The following is a 15,633-nucleotide window of genomic DNA, read 5'->3' as shown; positions in this document are numbered from 1 at the left end:
GGCCTCCGGGGCCACGGCGGGAACGCGCGCGGTCACCAGCGCCCCAGCGCGCCGGAGAGAACGGCGATCGCCGCGGGCCCCGCGGTCGAGGTGCGCAGCACGGTGTCTCCCAGCAGCACGCGCTCCGCCCCGGCGTCGACGAGCCGGTCGATCTCGGCGTCGGAGACGCCGCCCTCCGGGCCGACCACGAGGACGACGTCGCGGCCGTCCGGACGCACCTGCGTCAGACGGGTCTCGGCGCGGGGGTCGAGCACGAGCATCCGCGCGGCGGCCGCGCGCGTCACGAGATCCGCCGTCGACGCGACGGCGGCGACCTCGGGCACCCAGGCGCGGTGCGCCTGCTTGGCGGCCTCGCGGACGATGGTGGCCCAGCGTTCCCGGCCCTTCGCAGCCTTCGGACCCTCCCAGCGCGACACGCTGCGCGACGCCTGCCACGGCACGATCTCATCGACCCCCAGCTCGCAGGCCGCCTGCACGGCGAGCTCGTCGCGGTCGCCCTTGGCCAGGGCCTGCGCGAGGACGATGCGCGGAGTCGGCGCCGCAACATCGGTGCGGCCGTCGACGCGCACCTCGACCCGCGTCGGAGCCACCGACTCGGCCGCACCGGTCAACCAGACGCCGGCCCCGTCGCCGAGCGTGACGGACTCGCCCACCCGGAGCCGACGCACCACCGCGGCATGCTTCGCCTCGGCACCGGTGAGTGTGACGAGGTCGCCGACCGTCGCCGCGGCGGCCTCGGGAACGAGGAAGTGCAGCGCCATGGGTCAGTGCGAACGGAAGCGGTCGCGGAGCTTCGAGAACAGACCCTGCTGGAACTGCGCCAGCTGCGGCGCGGGGCTCTTCGCCTTCTTCGCGAAATTCTCGATGAGCGCCCGCTGAGACGAGTCGAGCTTCGTGGGCGTCACCACCTGCACGCCCACGCGCAGGTCGCCCCGCTGCGTCCCACGAAGCGGGGTGATCCCGCGGCCCTTGATCGTCAACACGTCACCCGACTGGACGCCGGCACGAATCTCGAGGTCGACCTCGCCGTCGAGAGCCTGGATGGAGGTCTCGGTGCCGAGGATCGCGTCGGTCATCGACACCTCGAGTGTCGCGAGCAGGTCGTCGCCGTCGCGGCTGAACGCGGGGTGCGGATTCACCGTCACCTCGACGTACAGGTCGCCGTGCGGGCCGCCGGCCTTGCCCACCTCGCCGGAGCCCGGCAGCTGCAGGCGCAGACCGGTCTCGACGCCGGCCGGGATGTCGAGCGAGACGGTGCGGCGCGACCGCACGCGCCCCTGACCGCCGCACGTGGCGCAGGGGTACGGGATGGTCGTGCCGTAGCCCTCGCAGGTGCCGCAGGGCTGCGACGTGACGACGTTGCCGAGCAGGCTGCGCACCTGGCGCTGGACGTGTCCCGATCCGCCGCAGATGTCGCACGTGACGGGGGACGTGCCCTCCTGGCAGCACGAACCCTGGCAGGTCTCGCACAGCACCGCCGTGTCGACCTCGATGTCGCGATGCGCGCCGAAGACCACGTCGCCGAGGTCGAGCGTCACGCGCACCAGAGCATCCTGTCCGCGCTCCCGACGAGATCGAGGACGACCGCGGCCGCCTGCCTGCGCGCCACCGAAGAACGTCTCGAAGATGTCGCCGAAGCCGCCGAACCCTCCGCCGAATCCGTTCGCCGCGCCGTCGCCGCCGCCCATGTCGTACCGCCGCCGCGAGTCGTCGTCGCTCAGTACGTCGTAGGCGTGGGTGACGAGCTTGAACTGCTCGGCCGCATCCTCGCCCGGATTCACATCCGGGTGGAGCTGGCGCGCCAGACGCCGATACGCCTTCTTGATCTCATCGGTGGAAGCGTCCCGGGACACCCCGAGAACCTCGTAGTGGTCCGCCACAATCGCCTTTCTGCGTGGTCTTCGTCGGCGTCCGCGTCAGCGGCTCGCCTCGTCGTCGTCGAGCATCCGCGACAGGTAGCGGGCGACCGCCCGTGCCGCCGCGAGATTGCTCGGGTAGTCCATGCGCGTCGGGCCCATCACGCCGACGCGCGCCGTGCCGCTGGGGGCGGCGTAGTTGCTCGCCACGATCGACGCCTCGCCGAGGCCGAAGGGGGCGTTCTCGGTGCCGATGCTCGCGGCGAGGCCGTGCTCGTCGCTCACCATCTCGCTCATCAAGCGCAGCAGGGTGACCTGTTCCTCGATCGCCTCGAGGAGCGGATGGATGCTGCCGCGGAAGTCCTGCTCCCGTCGGGCGAGCGTGGCTGCTCCCGCCATGACCAGCCGCTCCTGCCGGAACGTGCCGAGCTCGTCGACGATGACCGCGGCCAGCGCCCGGAGCACGGTCTCGCCGGGCTTCTCGGGGCCGGCGAGCAGCCCCTGGATGCGCTCGGCGGCGTCGCTCACCGCCTGACCGGTGAGCAGGGTCGACAGCCGGGCCCGCAGCAGGGCGACCTCGGCGTCGTCGACGTCGAGCGGCAGGGGCATCACGCGCTGCGACACGCCTCCTGCGTCGGTGACGAGCACCACGAGCATGCGGCGCGGCGCGAGGGCGACGAGCTCGATATGGGTGAGGTGCGCGCGGGCGAACGACGGGTACTGCGCCAGGGCGACCTGGCCGGTGAGCTGGGTGAGCACGCGCACGGTGCGGGCCATGAGGTCGTCGAGATCGGCCGGGGTCGCGAGGAACGACTCGATCGCCGTGCGCTGCGCCGAGGAGAGCGGGCGCAGCTGGGCCAGGTGGTTCACGAAGACGCGATAGCCCTTGTCGGTGGGCACGCGCCCCGACGACGTGTGCGGAGCGGTGATGAGCTCCTCGTCCTCGAGGAGAGCCATGTCGTTGCGGATCGTCGCCGCCGAGACCCCGAACGCATGGCGGTCGACGATGGCCCTGCTGCCGACGGGCTCGCGGGTCTCGACGTAGTCCTGCACGATCGCGCGGAGGACCTGCAGGCCTCTTTCGCTGACCATCGCCTCTCCTTCCGCTGGCACTCGATGCGTTCGAGTGCCAATCCTACCTCGCGCTGTGCCGGAGGCGCGGTTGATCGGCGTCAGTCGGTGAGCTCGCGCACGACCGCGTCGGCGAGCAGCCGGCCGCGCAGCGTGAGACGCACCCGACCGCGCACCGCCGCCGCCGGGTCGACGAGCCCGTCGGCGATGAGTCCGGCGACGCGCGTGCGGTTCGACGCGGGCAGATCGGCGACCGCGATGCCCTCGGCCAGACGGCTCTGCAGGAGCACGCGTTCGAGCATCCGCGATGCGGCGTCCGGGCGCTCGGTGCCCGCGGCGGGCGACCCCGCGGCCGCCAGGCGCTGCGCGTAGGCGGCAGGGTGCTTCACGTTCCACCACCGCAGCCCGGCGACGTGGCTGTGCGCGCCGGGGCCGAACCCCCACCAGTCGCTCCCCCGCCAGTACGCGAGGTTGTGGCGCGAGCGCTGCGCGTCGCTCCGGGCCCAGTTGCTCACCTCGTACCACTCGAATCCGGCCGCACCGAGCCGGGCGTCGGCGAGCTCGTACATGTCGGCCTGCAGGTCGTCGTCCGGTGTAGGCACCTCGCCGCGACGGATCTGCCTGGCGAGCTTCGTGCCGTCCTCGATGATGAGCGCGTAGGCCGAGATGTGGTCGGAGTCGAGCGCGAGGGCCGCATCGATCGAGGCCTCCCAATCGGCCAGCGTCTCCCCCGGCGCACCGTAGATCAGGTCGACGCTGACCGCCAACCCGGCGTCCTTCGCCGCGGCGACGGCGGTGCGCACGTTGTCGGGGTCGTGGGTGCGGTCCAGTGCGGCGAGCACGTGGGGTACGGCCGACTGCATGCCGATCGACAGGCGCGTCACACCGGCATCGGCGAGGGTCCGGGCGACCTCGGGGGTGACCGTGTCGGGGTTCGCTTCGACCGTGACCTCGGCCCCCTCGGCGAGCCCGAAGGCCGACACCGCGGCACCGAGCATCCGCGCCAGGTCGCCGGCCGGCAGGAGGGTCGGGGTGCCGCCGCCGAAGAAGACGGTGTCCATCGGGCGGAGCGCACCGGCGACGCCGAGCACCTCCCGTGCGAGGTCGATTTCGGCCAGCAGGGTCGACGCGTAGTCCTCCTGCCGGGCGCCCCGCAACTCACCGGACGTGTAGGTGTTGAAGTCGCAGTAGCCGCAGCGCACCCGGCAGAACGGGATGTGGAGGTACGCGGAGAACGGTGTGGACGGGTCGATCGGCAGATCCGCCGGCAGGCGGCCGTCGATCGGCGCGGGGTCGCCGAGCGGAAGGGGTCCCGCCATCAGACGGGGGTCGCGTACAGCGGCGAGATCGCGCGGAGGTAGCGGGCGAAGAGTTCCTTGCGGCGGCGCTTCACCAGCGGCGGCAGGGTGCGGTACAGCAGCGAATTGGGGGTGTCGAAGGCGCGCACCGTGAACCACACCTCGTCGTTGTCCTCGCGCCAGTCGACGTCGAACGCCTCTTCGCCACTCACGACCGAGCCGCCGACGGTGCCGAGAACGAATCCGATGCGGCGGGCCTCCTCGGTGACGGAGATCACGCGCAGCTCGGCATCCGCCCGCATGCCCGAGAGACGGCCGCGCACGCGCAGCGTCATCCCCGGCCCGACCAGCGGGGTGCCCTCGCTGTCGTACCGGGGCTCGACATCGCGCTTGCTCGGTGCGATCGGGTTTCCCTCGGCGTCGAAGCTCACCCCGGCGTAGCCGGCGCCGGACGCGGGGCGCACGTCGTCGATCGTCAGTCCCGCCGCGCGCTGCGCGGTCCATGACAGGAGGGCTTCGCCGGCGGTCTGGAAGCGCTCGGCTCCCGAGCCGATCCGCCACGACTCCTCGGCCGGGATGCTGCGCTCCGGCGGGTACTGCATGAGATCGGGCGCGTGGGAGGCTCCCACGGCCGCATAGTCCACCGTGTCGTCTCGGAAGTTCCCGCGCCGCATGTCTCCAGCCTACTTCGCGTTGCCTGGGCGAACACTCCACCCCCGCGCGGTCCGCGTTGATCGCGAGGCACCACGTTCGCCGCGGGACACCGCACGAGACGTGGTGCCTCGCGCCGAGTTCGGTGTCGCACCGGGTCAGTTCGCGGCGTTCGCCTCGGCCGCGACGATACGCGTGTATCGCGCGTGGGTGCGGCGCTGCATCAGGCGCAGCGCAGGCGACAGCATGCGCCACACGAGCGTCGAGGGACGCGAGATCGAACGGGCGGTGAAGACGCCGTCCTCCAGCACGAACGACTCCTCTCCGTAGATCGGATGCCCGGGGCGCGTCTCGTAGCCGAAGCCCCGCTCATCGGCCCACACGACCCGGATCGGCTCGGAGAAACGGATGCCGAGCACGCGCTTCGCGAGCACACCCTCGGCACCGGAGGCGGGAGCGGTCGTCGGGCCGTCGAAACCCGCGCGGCGCTTGAACTCCCAGGAGCGGATCAGCGCGCGCACGGCCTCCTCCGCCTCCGGCGCGACCGCGATGGTGCGCTCCGACAGCCGCATCCCGGCCGGAACCTGGGCGATCCGACGCCGGGTCATCCCGCGCTCGTAGGGCGGGAACGCCATCGCTACTTCTTGTCCTTGCCCTCGACGTCACCCGACAGCGCGGCGATGAACGCCTCCTGGGGCACCTCGACGCGACCGACCATCTTCATGCGCTTCTTGCCCTCCTTCTGCTTCTCGAGCAGCTTGCGCTTGCGGGTGATGTCGCCGCCGTAGCACTTGGCGAGCACGTCCTTGCGGATCGCGCGGATGGTCTCGCGGGCGATGATGCGCGCGCCGATCGCCGCCTGGATGGGCACCTCGAACTGCTGCCGCGGGATGAGCTTGCGCAGCCGCTCGGCCATCATCGTGCCGTAGCTGTACGCCTTGTCGCGGTGCACGATCGAGCTGAACGCGTCGACCTTCTCGCCCTGCAGCAGGATGTCGACCTTGACGAGGTCGGCCTCCTGCTGACCCGAGGGCTCGTAGTCGAGCGAAGCGTAGCCCTGGGTCTTCGACTTCAGCTGGTCGAAGAAGTCGAACACGATCTCGCCGAGCGGGATGTTGTAGCGCAGCTCGACGCGCTCCTCGGAGAAGTACTCCATACCGAGCAGCGATCCGCGGCGTGACTGGCAGAGTTCCATGACGGTGCCGACGTAGTCCTTCGGCAGCAGGATCGCGGCCTTCACCATCGGTTCCGACACCGAGCCGATGCGCCCGTCGGGGTACTCGCTCGGGTTCGTGACCGTGACGGTCTCGCCCGTGTCGGAGGTCAGCACCTCGTAGATGACGCTGGGCGCGGTGGTGATGAGGTCGAGACCGAACTCGCGGGCGAGCCGCTCGGTGATGATCTCGAGGTGGAGGAGGCCGAGGAATCCGCAGCGGAAGCCGAACCCGAGGGCCACCGACGTCTCGGGCTCGTACACGAGCGACGCGTCGGAGAGCTTGAGCTTGTCGAGCGCCTCGCGCAGTTCGGCGTAGTCGCTGCCGTCGATCGGGTACAGACCCGAGAACACCATGGGCTTCGGGTCGGTGTAGCCCGGGAGGGCGTCCGAGGCCGGCTTGCGGGCGCTCGTGACGGTGTCGCCGACCTTCGACAGACGCACGTCCTTCACGCCGGTGATGAGGTAGCCGACCTCGCCCACGCCGAGACCCTTGGTCGGGATGGGCTCGGGGCTCGACACGCCGATCTCGAGCGCCTCGTGGTTCGCGCCGGTCGACATCATCTGGATGCGCTCGCGGGGCGAGAGGCTGCCGTCGACCATGCGCACGTACGTCACCACACCGCGGTAGGCGTCGTAGACCGAGTCGAAGATCATGGCGCGGGCCGGAGCATCCGCATCGCCCTTCGGCTCGGGGATCTCCTTCACCAGCCGGTCGAGGAGGTCCTCGACGCCGACGCCGGTCTTGCCCGACACGCGCAGCACGTCGGCCGGGTCGCCGCCGATGAGCGACGCGAGCTCCTTGGCGTACTTCTCGGGGTCGGCCGCCGGGAGGTCGATCTTGTTGAGCACCGGGATGATGTGCAGGTCGTTCTCGAGCGCGAGATAGAGGTTCGCGAGCGTCTGGGCCTCGATGCCCTGGGCCGCGTCGACGAGCAGGATGGCGCCCTCGCAGGCGGCCAGCGATCGGGAGACCTCGTAGGTGAAGTCGACGTGGCCCGGCGTGTCGATCATGTTCAGGGCGAAGGTCTCGCCGTCGAGCTCCCACGGCATCCGCACGGCCTGGCTCTTGATCGTGATGCCGCGCTCGCGCTCGATGTCCATGCGGTCCAGATACTGGGCGCGCATGTCGCGGTCGGCGACCACGCCCGTGATCTGGAGCATGCGGTCGGCGAGGGTCGACTTGCCGTGATCGATGTGGGCGATGATGCAGAAGTTCCGGATCTGCGTCGCCGGGGTCGCGGCGGGCTGAAGCGGGGTGAGAGCGCGTGGGGACATGTTCCGTCGATTCTACGGTGAGGGAGGCCTAATGCCCGATTCCGTCGACGCGGTGGTAATGTCGCCCAGGTCTTCGGCCTGGCCGATGGCACTCAGTATCACGCGTACTCTGACCCGATTGCACGTACGCTGTTTGGTATACCAATACGTTGATAGGCGCGACGAGGCGCCGCGATGCGTAGAAGCACGATTGATCAGAGCCGCTCCGGCGATCCCGCTGCGGCTGTGAGGAGAGAGACGACCGCCCTTGATCAAGTATCTGCTGCGACGAGGTCTGGGCTGGGTGCTCATGATCGTGGTCGCGACGAACGTCACCTACTTCCTCGCCTGGGCGTTCCTGGACCCGCGGAGCAACTACGTCGGGCGCCGCCCGCCGCTCTCCCCCGAGGAGATCACGCGGATGCTCGAGCCGCGCAACCTGAGCGATACCGTGCCGCTGCTGGAGCGGTGGTGGACCTGGTTCAGCAACATCCTGTTCCACTGGGACTGGGGCCAGAGCCCGGTCGGGCAGTCGGTCAACGACCAGATCGCCTATCGCATGTGGATCTCGGGGGAACTCGTGATCGGCGCGACCATCCTCGGCGCCGTGCTCGGCATCGGCCTCGGCGTGTACACGGCCTCGCGGCAGTACAAGCTCGGCGACCGCATCGGCCAGGCGACCTCGATCATCACCATGAACGTGCCGATCGTCGTCGCGGCCCTCGGCATCGTGCTGCTCGCGATCGCCTTCAACGAGTGGGTCGGGGTGCGGGTCTTCTACGTCACCGGGGCCGGTGGCAAGGACGTCGACGGGTTCTTCCCGTACATCATCGACAAGCTGCAGCACCTCACGCTGCCGACCATCGCGCTGGTGATCACCGGCTACGCGAACTACCACCTCCTCCAGCGCTCTCTGCTGCTCGACAACATCAAGGCCGACTACGTCCGCACTGCGCGGGCGAAGGGCCTGACCAAGCAGCAGGCGATCCGCAAGCACGCCCTGCGTCCGTCGCTCATCCCGGTCGCGACGCAGCTGGCCTTCACCATCCCCACCGTCTTCACCGGCGCGATCCTCACCGAGACGATCTTCGGCTGGAACGGCATGGGCAAGTACTTCGTCGACACGATCGGCAAGAACGACGTCCACGGCGTCGTGGCGATCGCCGCCTTCGGGGCGGTCCTCACGGCGATCGGCGCGATCCTCGCCGACATCGCCGTGGTCGTGCTGGATCCGCGCGTGAGAGTGAGCTGACATGAGCACCGAAATGATCGATCCGGCCGTCCCGCAGACCGACAGCCCTGCCGCCACCACCGTGCCGCGCAAGCGTCTCTCGGTGTTCTCCCTCTACTACCGCCGGTTCATGCGCAACAAGCCGGCCGTGTTCGGGGTGTTCATCTTCCTCGCGCTCGTGGTCTTCTCCATCGTGGGGCCGCTGGTCGCGCGCTGGGACCACATCGAGCTCGACTTCCTCAACCTCGGCACGCCGCCGTCTTCCGAGCACTGGTTCGGCACGACGCCCGCGGGCAACGACCTCTTCGCCCAGGTGTCGATCGGCCTCCAGCGCTCGCTCATGATCGCTCTCACGGTGTCGATCGGCACGACCGTCATCTCCGCCCTCGTCGGCACGGCGGCGGCCTACTTCGGCGGACTGGTGGAGCGCACCACGCTGCTCATCATCCACTTCCTCATGGTCGTGCCCACCTTCCTCGTGCTCGCGCTGATCTCGAACAGCGCCGGCGGCGACTGGCGCGTGATCTCGCTCGCGCTGATCTTCATCGGCTGGTTCTTCCAGGCGCGGGTGATCTGGACCATGGCTCTGTCGCTGCGCGAACGGGAGTACGTGCACGCCGCGCGCTACATGGGCGTTCGGGGCATGCGCATCGTCATCCGCCACCTGCTGCCGAACATCGGCTCGTTGCTCGTGATCAACTTCACCCTCGGCGTCGTGGCGGCCGTCATCACCGAGACCGGCCTGTCGTTCATCGGCTTCGGCGTGAAGATCCCCGATGTGTCGCTCGGCTCGCTCATCGGCAGCGGCGCCAACACCATCACGAGCGCCCCGTGGGTCTTCTACTTCCCCGCCGCCGCGCTGACGCTGCTCACCGTCTCGATGGCGCTCGTCGCCGACGGGCTGCGCGACGCGCTCGATCCCACCTCGGCGGCAGGAGGCCGCGCATGACCCCCACTTCCTCGAACCCCGTCCTCTCCGTCCGCGATCTGCGCGTCAGCTTCCCCTCGGAGGCCGGCCGCGTCGACGCCGTGCGCGGTGTGTCGTTCGACCTCGAGGCCGGGAAGACCCTCGGCATCGTCGGCGAGTCCGGGTCGGGCAAATCCGTCACGTCGCTCGCGATCATGGGGCTGCTCGACGACAACGCCAAGGTGACCGGCTCGATCGTGTTCGACGGCCAGGAGCTGCTGGGCAAGTCCGACAAGCAGATGTCGATGATCCGCGGCAACGGCATGACCATGGTCTTCCAGGACCCGCTCACGTCGCTCACGCCGGTGTTCACGATCGGCGACCAGCTCATCGAGGCGTTGACGGTGCACCGCAGCCTGTCGAAGAAGGACGCGTGGGACCGCTCGGTCGAGCTGCTGAGCCTCGTCGGCATCCCCGAGCCCGAGAAGCGCATGAAGGCCTTCCCGCACGAGTTCTCGGGCGGCATGCGGCAGCGCGTCGTCATCGCCATCGCCATGGCGAACAACCCGAAGCTCATCATCTGCGACGAGCCGACGACCGCTCTCGACGTCACCATCCAGGCGCAGATCCTCGACCTGATCGAGAAGGCCCAGAACGAGACCGGCGCCGCGGTCATCATGATCACGCACGACATGGGCGTGGTCGCCCGCACGGCCGACGACGTCATCGTGATGTACGCCGGCAAGCCGGTCGAGCACGCCGAGGCCCGTGAGCTCTTCCACCGCACGCGGATGCCGTACTCCATCGGCCTGCTCGGAGCGATCCCCCGCATCGACAAGAGCGAGAAGGAGCCGTTGATCCCGATCAAGGGCAACCCGCCGCTGCTGATCGATCTGCCGGATGCGTGCCCGTTCGCCGACCGCTGCCCGATCGCGGTCGCGGCCTGCCGCGAGAAGGAGCCCGAGCTGCTGCCGGTCTCGACCGGCGGTGGGCAGTCCCACACGGCCGCGTGCATCCGCGCCGACGAGATCGAGGACGGCGGGCTCATCCAGGGCGCACCGGTCTACCCGCTGCCGGTCATCCCCGAGAGCGACCTGACCCGCACGCCCCGCGAGGAGCGGCCGGTCACGCTCGAGGTGCGCAACATGACCAAGACGTTCCCGCTCCTGAAGGGCGCGGTCTTCAAGCGCAAGGTCGGCGAGGTGCACGCGGTCAAGGGCATCAGCTTCGACGTGCGCGAGGGCGAGACGATGGCCATCGTCGGCGAGTCCGGCTCGGGCAAGACCACCACGCTGCTGCAGATCATGGACTTCGCCAAGCAGACCGACGGCGACATCGTGATCGCCGGCACGAGCGTCGGCGACATCCGCAACGGCCGCGAGGAGCGCGCGTTGCGCCGCGACATCCAGATCGTCTTCCAGGACCCGATGGGTGCACTGGATCCCCGGATGACGGTGGCCGACATCATCGCCGAGCCGATGATCGCGATCGGAGTCTCGCGCGCCGACGCGCATCAGCGCGTGCAGGAGCTCATGGATCTGGTCGGCCTCAATCCCGCCCACCTCGATCGCTTCCCCGGCGCCTTCTCGGGCGGACAGCGGCAGCGCATCGGCATCGCCCGCGCGCTGTCGACGAACCCGAAGATCGTCGTGCTCGACGAGCCGGTCTCGGCGCTCGACGTGTCGATCCAGGCGGGCGTGATCAACCTGCTCGACGAGCTGAAGGTCAAGCTCGGGCTGTCGTTCCTCTTCGTGGCGCACGACCTCTCGGTCGTCCGCCACATCGCGGATCGCGTCGCCGTGATGTACCTCGGCGAGTTCGTCGAGCACGGCGACGTCGACGAGGTGTTCGATGCTCCGAAGCATCCGTACACCCAGGCGCTGCTGTCGGCGATCCCCGTCCCGGACCCCGACATCGAGCGCACCCGGCAGCGCGTCATCTTCGATGCGAAGACGATGACCACGCAGCCGCTGGCGTCCTGACGTTTCACCCCGGTTAAGGTCCGATAACGGTATTCCATTATTCGACCGGATCCGGCGCGTTTGTGACGACGGCGAACTAACCTCCCCTTTATGACACGCCGCAAGGCGAAAGGAGCACCATGAAAGGCACCAGGAAGCTGACGGCAATCGTCGCCCTCAGCGGAGCCCTGGCACTCGCGATCAGCGGGTGCGCGTCGGGCAACGGCGGATCCGATGGTGGCAACGAGCCCCAGGAGACCAAGGCCGCGGACTACAACCCGCAGCCCCGCGAGAACCTCAAGGAAGGGGGCGAGGTCAACTTCGGCATCAACGAGATCACGCCCCAGATGAACGCCTTCAACGGCAACGGCAGCGCCGACACGCAGCGTCTCGCGTCGTGGTACACGCCGCAGGTGTTCCTCATGTCCGCCGAGGGCGAGGTGTCGGCCAACCCCGCATACCTCGACGAGTGGGAGATCGGCACGGAGGACGGCAAGACCGTCGTCACGATGAAGGTCAACGAGGACGCGACCTGGAACGACGGCACGCCCATCGACTACACCGCCTTCGAGGCGACCTGGAAGGCCAACAGCGGTCAGGACGAGGCTTACGAGGCCAACGCCACCGACGGCTACAAGGAGATCGAGTCGGTCACGGCCGGCGCGACCCCGAAGGACGTCATCGTGACGTTCAAGGGCGAGTTCGCCTGGCCGAAGATGCCGTTCCTCACGGGCATCATGCACCCGGCCGTCAACACGCCGGAGATCTTCAACGAGGGCTTCATCGAGAACCCGCACCCCGAGTGGGGCGCCGGTCCCTACAAGCTCACCGACTACGACGTGAACGGCCAGACCGCCACGTTCGAGCCGAACGAGAAGTGGTGGGGCGACAAGCCGCTGCTCGACAAGGTCACCTTCACGGGCCTCGACGCCTCGGCGTCGATCAACGCCTTCAAGAACGGTGAGATCGACATGGTCGGCACCAACACGAAGGACCGCCTCGCGCAGGTCGCCGACATGGAAGACGTCGTCACCTACCGCTCGCAGCAGACCGCCAAGACGATCGTCATCCTCGACGCCGAGAAGCCGCAGCTGCAGGACCTCGACGTTCGTGAGGCCTTCTTCATGGCGATCGACATCGACCAGCAGAAGCAGATCGCCTGGAACGGCCTCGGCTACGAGGAGCCCGCCGCGGGCTCGCTCAACCTGTACGACTTCCAGGACGGCTACAACGACTCGTTCGCCGAGGCCGGCCTGAAGTTCGACGTCGACGGCGCCAAGAAGCTGCTCGACGACGCCGGCTGGACCGAGGGCAAAGACGGCATCCGTGAGAAGGACGGCGTCAAGCTGGAGGTCGTGTACCCGATCCACAGCGACGACCCCACGATCGAGGCCCTCGCCAAGGCCCTGCAGCAGCAGGAGAAGGCGATCGGCATCGACCTGAAGATCGAGAAGCGCGCCGCGGCGGACTTCTCGACCGACTTCAGCACGAAGAACTGGGACGCCTTCTCGCTGCGCTTCACCGACTCCGACCCGTTCGGCCCGCTGTGGTTCTGCCAGCTGTACTGCTCGGACAGCGGCCTGAACCTGTCGGCCACCGGCACGCCGGAGATCGACAAGAAGATCGCCGACGAGGTCGAGTCGCAGACGACGGCCGAGGACTGGACCGCCGCCACGATGAAGCTCGAGCCGGAGATCATCAAGGAGACCTGGGGCGTCATCCCGCTCTACAACGGTCCTTCGATCTACACCGTCAAGGAAGGCCTCGCCAACCTGACGCCGGAGCCCTACGTGGGCCTCGACCTCTTCGGTGTGCAGCCCGTCGAGAACGTCGGCTGGGAGAAGTAACCCGTCGCACGGCACAGGGAGCGGGGTCGGTGGTCTTCCACCGGCCCCGCTTCGTCGTCTCCGCGGCCTCTCGTAGGGTGGAAGACGTGACCGTCCAGATCGTCTTCGTGCACGGCATCCGCACGTCCGCGACGATGTGGCGTTCGCAGCTCGCCTGGCTCGACGAACGCGGCATCCCTCATACGGCCGTCGACCTGCCCGCGCACGGCAGTCGCATGGACGAGGACTTCACCCTGCACGAGGCGCTGAGCACCATCGACGCCGCGGTGCGTGCGGCCGGTGAGCACGGACCGGTCGTGCTCGTGGGCCATTCGCTGGGCGGCCTGCTGTGCCTCGCGTACGCCGGAGGCGCCGAGCCCGCACCTCTCGCGGGTCTTGTCGCGGCCTCCTGCACCGCTCTCCCGCTCGGCGCGGGTCTGTGGGGGTATCGCGCGGTGACCCGCATGACGAACGCGCTCCCCGACCAGGGGCTGTGGATCTCACGCCGGATGCTCGCGGCCACGGTGCCCGTGGAGACGCGGTTCGACTTCGGGGCCGGCGGCTATGCGCTGGATGCGCAGGATGCCGTGCTCCGCAGCCTGACCGCGCTCGATCTCGCCACGGCCGTCGCGCGCATCGACGTACCGCTGTGGTTCGTGAACGGCCAGTGGGACCAGCTGCGTGTGAACGAACGGCTCTTCCAGCGCCTCGCCCCGCATGCCGAGCTGATCGTCGTGCCGCGCACCACCCACCTCGTGACGGCGATGCGCCCCCGGGTCTTCAACGCCGTGCTCGGCGTCGCGATCGCCTCCGTGGAGACGGGCCGGGCCGTTTCGCGCGATCGGGCCGACAACTGGTAGACTCGGTTCTTGGCTTGCGTGTGGGTTCTTCCCTCACGACCGCCGTGCAGCAGCCCTCTTCTGCTGCCGGCACTCCGAGAAAACTCCGTACAGAAAGCGTCCACACGTGGCAAACATCAAGTCGCAGATCAAGCGCAACAAGACCAACGAGAAGGCTCACGAGCGCAACAAGGCCGTGAAGAGCGAGCTGAAGACCCTCGTCCGCCAGACCCGCGCCGCCGTCGCGGCCGGCGACAAGAGCGCTGCCGAGGCGTCGCTGAAGAAGGCTGCCGCCAAGCTCGACAAGGCCGTCAGCAAGGGTGTCCTGCACAAGAACCAGGCGTCGAACCGCAAGTCGGCCATCGCCAAGCAGGTCTCCGCTCTCTGAGCCACGACTCACGGAATGCCCGTCCCGTTCGCGGGGCGGGCATTCGTCGTTCCCGGGGGTCGTCCTCGCGAGCGCGTCAGACGGCCCCGCAGCGCGTCACTCCCCGAAGGGCTGACGCGTCGCGATGACCGTGACCATGCGCTCCAGAGCGAAGATCGGGTCACGCGCGGCGCCCTTGACCTCGGCGTCGGCACGCGCGGTCGCCTGGATCGCCATGCCGAGCGAGCGCTCGTTCCAGCCGGACAGATCGCGACGCGCACGGTCGACCTGCCAGTCCTTCATGCCGAGGCGCTGCGCGAGCTGGCGGCTCGGTTCGCGATTGCCGGCGACGCGTGCCATCGTGCGGAGCTTCATCGCGAAGGCGGCGACCATGGGCACGGGGTCGGCCCCCGACGCCAGCGCATGCCGGAGCGAGACCAGCGCCTCGCCGTAGCGTCCGGCGATGGCGGTGTCGGCCACGACGAAAGCCGAGACCTCGACCCGTCCGCCGTAGTACTTCGTCACGACGTCGTCGGTGATGTCGCCCTCGACATCGCCGATCAGCTGCTGACAGGCGGCGGCGAGCTCGGTGAGGTCGTCAGAGAAGGCCGAGACCAGGGCGCGGAGGGCTGACGGCTGGATGCGCTTCTTCGCGGCCTTGAACTCACCGGCCGCGAAGTCGACCCGGTCGCCGTCGCGCTTGATCGCGGCGCACGGGATCTCGATGCCGCCGCCGGTGCCCGCGCGCAGGGCGTCGAGAAGCTTCTTGCCGCGCACGCTCGCGCCCGTGTGGCGGAGGACGACGGTGGCTCCGTCTTGCGGCTGTTCGATGTAGGAGACGGCTTCCTGCAGGAACGCGTCGGAACAGCGCTCGACACCGGACACGCGCACGAGGCGGGGTTCGCCGAAGAGCGAAGGCGAGGTGAGCGACAGCAGGGTGCCGGGGGCGTAATCGTCGGCGCGAACGTCGCTGACCTCGAGGGCAGGATCCTCGGCCCGGAGGTACTCGCGCACCCCGGCGATCGCGCGTTCGGCGCAGATCTCCTCGGGCCCTGAGACCAGCACGATCGGGGCGGGGCGCGGCTCTCGCCACGACACCTGGGGGATCTGAGGCTTCGCCGCGGAACGAGACGACGATCGCGGGGCTGCCATGCTC

14 protein-coding genes are annotated in these 15,633 nt (G+C 69.1%); 6 read left to right on the top strand and 8 right to left on the bottom strand.

Translation table 11 applies throughout. The annotated features are described in order from the left end of the window. Positions 1–32: 32 nt before the first annotated feature. The 7 genes from AC3A3J_RS09065 to lepA form a co-directional block, all read right to left on the bottom strand. Complete coding sequence (locus tag AC3A3J_RS09065) at positions 33–761, bottom strand: 16S rRNA (uracil(1498)-N(3))-methyltransferase (RefSeq protein ID WP_487671969.1); 729 nt, start codon at positions 759–761, stop codon at positions 33–35. Positions 762–764: 3 nt separating this feature from the next. After that, positions 765–1,880, bottom strand: coding sequence for a molecular chaperone DnaJ (dnaJ, locus tag AC3A3J_RS09060; protein ID WP_487671968.1), 1,116 nt, complete (start codon positions 1,878–1,880; stop codon positions 765–767). 36 nt (positions 1,881–1,916) lie between these two features. After that, entirely contained in the window at positions 1,917–2,948 is a 1,032-nt protein-coding gene (gene hrcA / locus AC3A3J_RS09055; RefSeq protein ID WP_487671967.1) for a heat-inducible transcriptional repressor HrcA, read from the bottom strand. A gap of 80 nt (positions 2,949–3,028) precedes the next feature. After that, positions 3,029–4,246 carry a radical SAM family heme chaperone HemW gene (hemW, locus tag AC3A3J_RS09050; RefSeq protein WP_487671966.1) on the bottom strand — a complete coding sequence of 406 codons (1,218 nt, stop codon included), beginning with the start codon at positions 4,244–4,246 and terminating at the stop codon, positions 3,029–3,031. Then, positions 4,246–4,899 carry a DUF1990 domain-containing protein gene (locus tag AC3A3J_RS09045; protein ID WP_487671965.1) on the bottom strand — a complete coding sequence of 218 codons (654 nt, stop codon included), beginning with the start codon at positions 4,897–4,899 and terminating at the stop codon, positions 4,246–4,248. Before AC3A3J_RS09045 ends, hemW begins: the two co-directional genes overlap by 1 nt. A 135-nt stretch (positions 4,900–5,034) precedes the next feature. Continuing rightward, a complete protein-coding gene (locus AC3A3J_RS09040) occupies positions 5,035–5,511 on the bottom strand; it encodes a DUF1990 family protein (protein ID WP_487671964.1) in 477 nt (158 codons plus the stop codon). A 2-nt stretch (positions 5,512–5,513) separates the two neighbouring features. Continuing rightward, entirely contained in the window at positions 5,514–7,367 is a 1,854-nt protein-coding gene (lepA, locus tag AC3A3J_RS09035) for a translation elongation factor 4 (RefSeq protein WP_487671963.1), read from the bottom strand. 247 nt (positions 7,368–7,614) lie between these two features. Here lepA and AC3A3J_RS09030 point away from each other — a divergent pair, with 247 nt between their 5' ends. The 6 genes from AC3A3J_RS09030 (at position 7,615) to rpsT (ending at position 14,498) form a co-directional block, all read left to right on the top strand. Then, positions 7,615–8,598 carry an ABC transporter permease gene (locus tag AC3A3J_RS09030; RefSeq protein ID WP_487671962.1) on the top strand — a complete coding sequence of 328 codons (984 nt, stop codon included), beginning with the start codon at positions 7,615–7,617 and terminating at the stop codon, positions 8,596–8,598. 1 nt (position 8,599) lies between these two features. Continuing rightward, positions 8,600–9,526 carry an ABC transporter permease gene (locus AC3A3J_RS09025; protein ID WP_487671961.1) on the top strand — a complete coding sequence of 309 codons (927 nt, stop codon included), beginning with the start codon at positions 8,600–8,602 and terminating at the stop codon, positions 9,524–9,526. Next, complete coding sequence (locus tag AC3A3J_RS09020) at positions 9,523–11,466, top strand: ABC transporter ATP-binding protein (protein WP_487671960.1); 1,944 nt, start codon at positions 9,523–9,525, stop codon at positions 11,464–11,466. The genes AC3A3J_RS09025 and AC3A3J_RS09020 overlap by 4 nt, the downstream gene beginning before the upstream one ends. Before the next feature lie 119 nt (positions 11,467–11,585). Then, positions 11,586–13,292, top strand: a complete 1,707-nt coding sequence (locus AC3A3J_RS09015; RefSeq protein WP_487671959.1) for an ABC transporter family substrate-binding protein — start codon at positions 11,586–11,588, stop codon at positions 13,290–13,292. Positions 13,293–13,378: 86 nt separating this feature from the next. Further along, positions 13,379–14,131 carry an alpha/beta fold hydrolase gene (locus tag AC3A3J_RS09010; protein WP_487671958.1) on the top strand — a complete coding sequence of 251 codons (753 nt, stop codon included), beginning with the start codon at positions 13,379–13,381 and terminating at the stop codon, positions 14,129–14,131. Positions 14,132–14,237: 106 nt separating this feature from the next. Further along, complete coding sequence (rpsT, locus tag AC3A3J_RS09005; RefSeq protein WP_487671957.1) at positions 14,238–14,498, top strand: 30S ribosomal protein S20; 261 nt, start codon at positions 14,238–14,240, stop codon at positions 14,496–14,498. A 96-nt stretch (positions 14,499–14,594) separates the two neighbouring features. Here rpsT and holA read toward each other — a convergent pair whose 3' ends face one another. Continuing rightward, on the bottom strand, positions 14,595–15,629 hold the full coding sequence (gene holA, locus AC3A3J_RS09000; protein WP_487671956.1) for a DNA polymerase III subunit delta: 1,035 nt from the start codon (positions 15,627–15,629) through the stop codon (positions 14,595–14,597). Between the last annotated feature and the right edge of the window lie 4 nt (positions 15,630–15,633).

The sequence above is a fragment of the Microbacterium sp. Soil_N32 genome (assembly GCF_057655505.1).
The sequence above is the reverse complement of the archived record's forward strand: the minus strand, read 5'-3'. Positions and strand labels throughout refer to the sequence as shown.

Excerpts from the sequence above, each read along its gene's own strand:
- AC3A3J_RS09065 (WP_487671969.1), bottom strand. The coding sequence starts at position 761 with ATGGCGCTGCACTTCCTCGTTCCCGAGGCCGCCGCGGCGACGGTCGGC.
- hrcA (WP_487671967.1), bottom strand. The coding sequence starts at position 2,948 with ATGGTCAGCGAAAGAGGCCTGCAGGTCCTCCGCGCGATCGTGCAGGAC.
- hemW (WP_487671966.1), bottom strand. The coding sequence starts at position 4,246 with ATGGCGGGACCCCTTCCGCTCGGCGACCCCGCGCCGATCGACGGCCGC.
- AC3A3J_RS09045 (WP_487671965.1), bottom strand. The coding sequence starts at position 4,899 with ATGCGGCGCGGGAACTTCCGAGACGACACGGTGGACTATGCGGCCGTG.
- AC3A3J_RS09040 (WP_487671964.1), bottom strand. The coding sequence starts at position 5,511 with ATGGCGTTCCCGCCCTACGAGCGCGGGATGACCCGGCGTCGGATCGCC.
- lepA (WP_487671963.1), bottom strand. The coding sequence starts at position 7,367 with ATGTCCCCACGCGCTCTCACCCCGCTTCAGCCCGCCGCGACCCCGGCG.
- AC3A3J_RS09025 (WP_487671961.1), top strand. The coding sequence starts at position 8,600 with ATGAGCACCGAAATGATCGATCCGGCCGTCCCGCAGACCGACAGCCCT.
- AC3A3J_RS09020 (WP_487671960.1), top strand. The coding sequence starts at position 9,523 with ATGACCCCCACTTCCTCGAACCCCGTCCTCTCCGTCCGCGATCTGCGC.
- AC3A3J_RS09015 (WP_487671959.1), top strand. The coding sequence starts at position 11,586 with ATGAAAGGCACCAGGAAGCTGACGGCAATCGTCGCCCTCAGCGGAGCC.
- holA (WP_487671956.1), bottom strand. The coding sequence starts at position 15,629 with ATGGCAGCCCCGCGATCGTCGTCTCGTTCCGCGGCGAAGCCTCAGATC.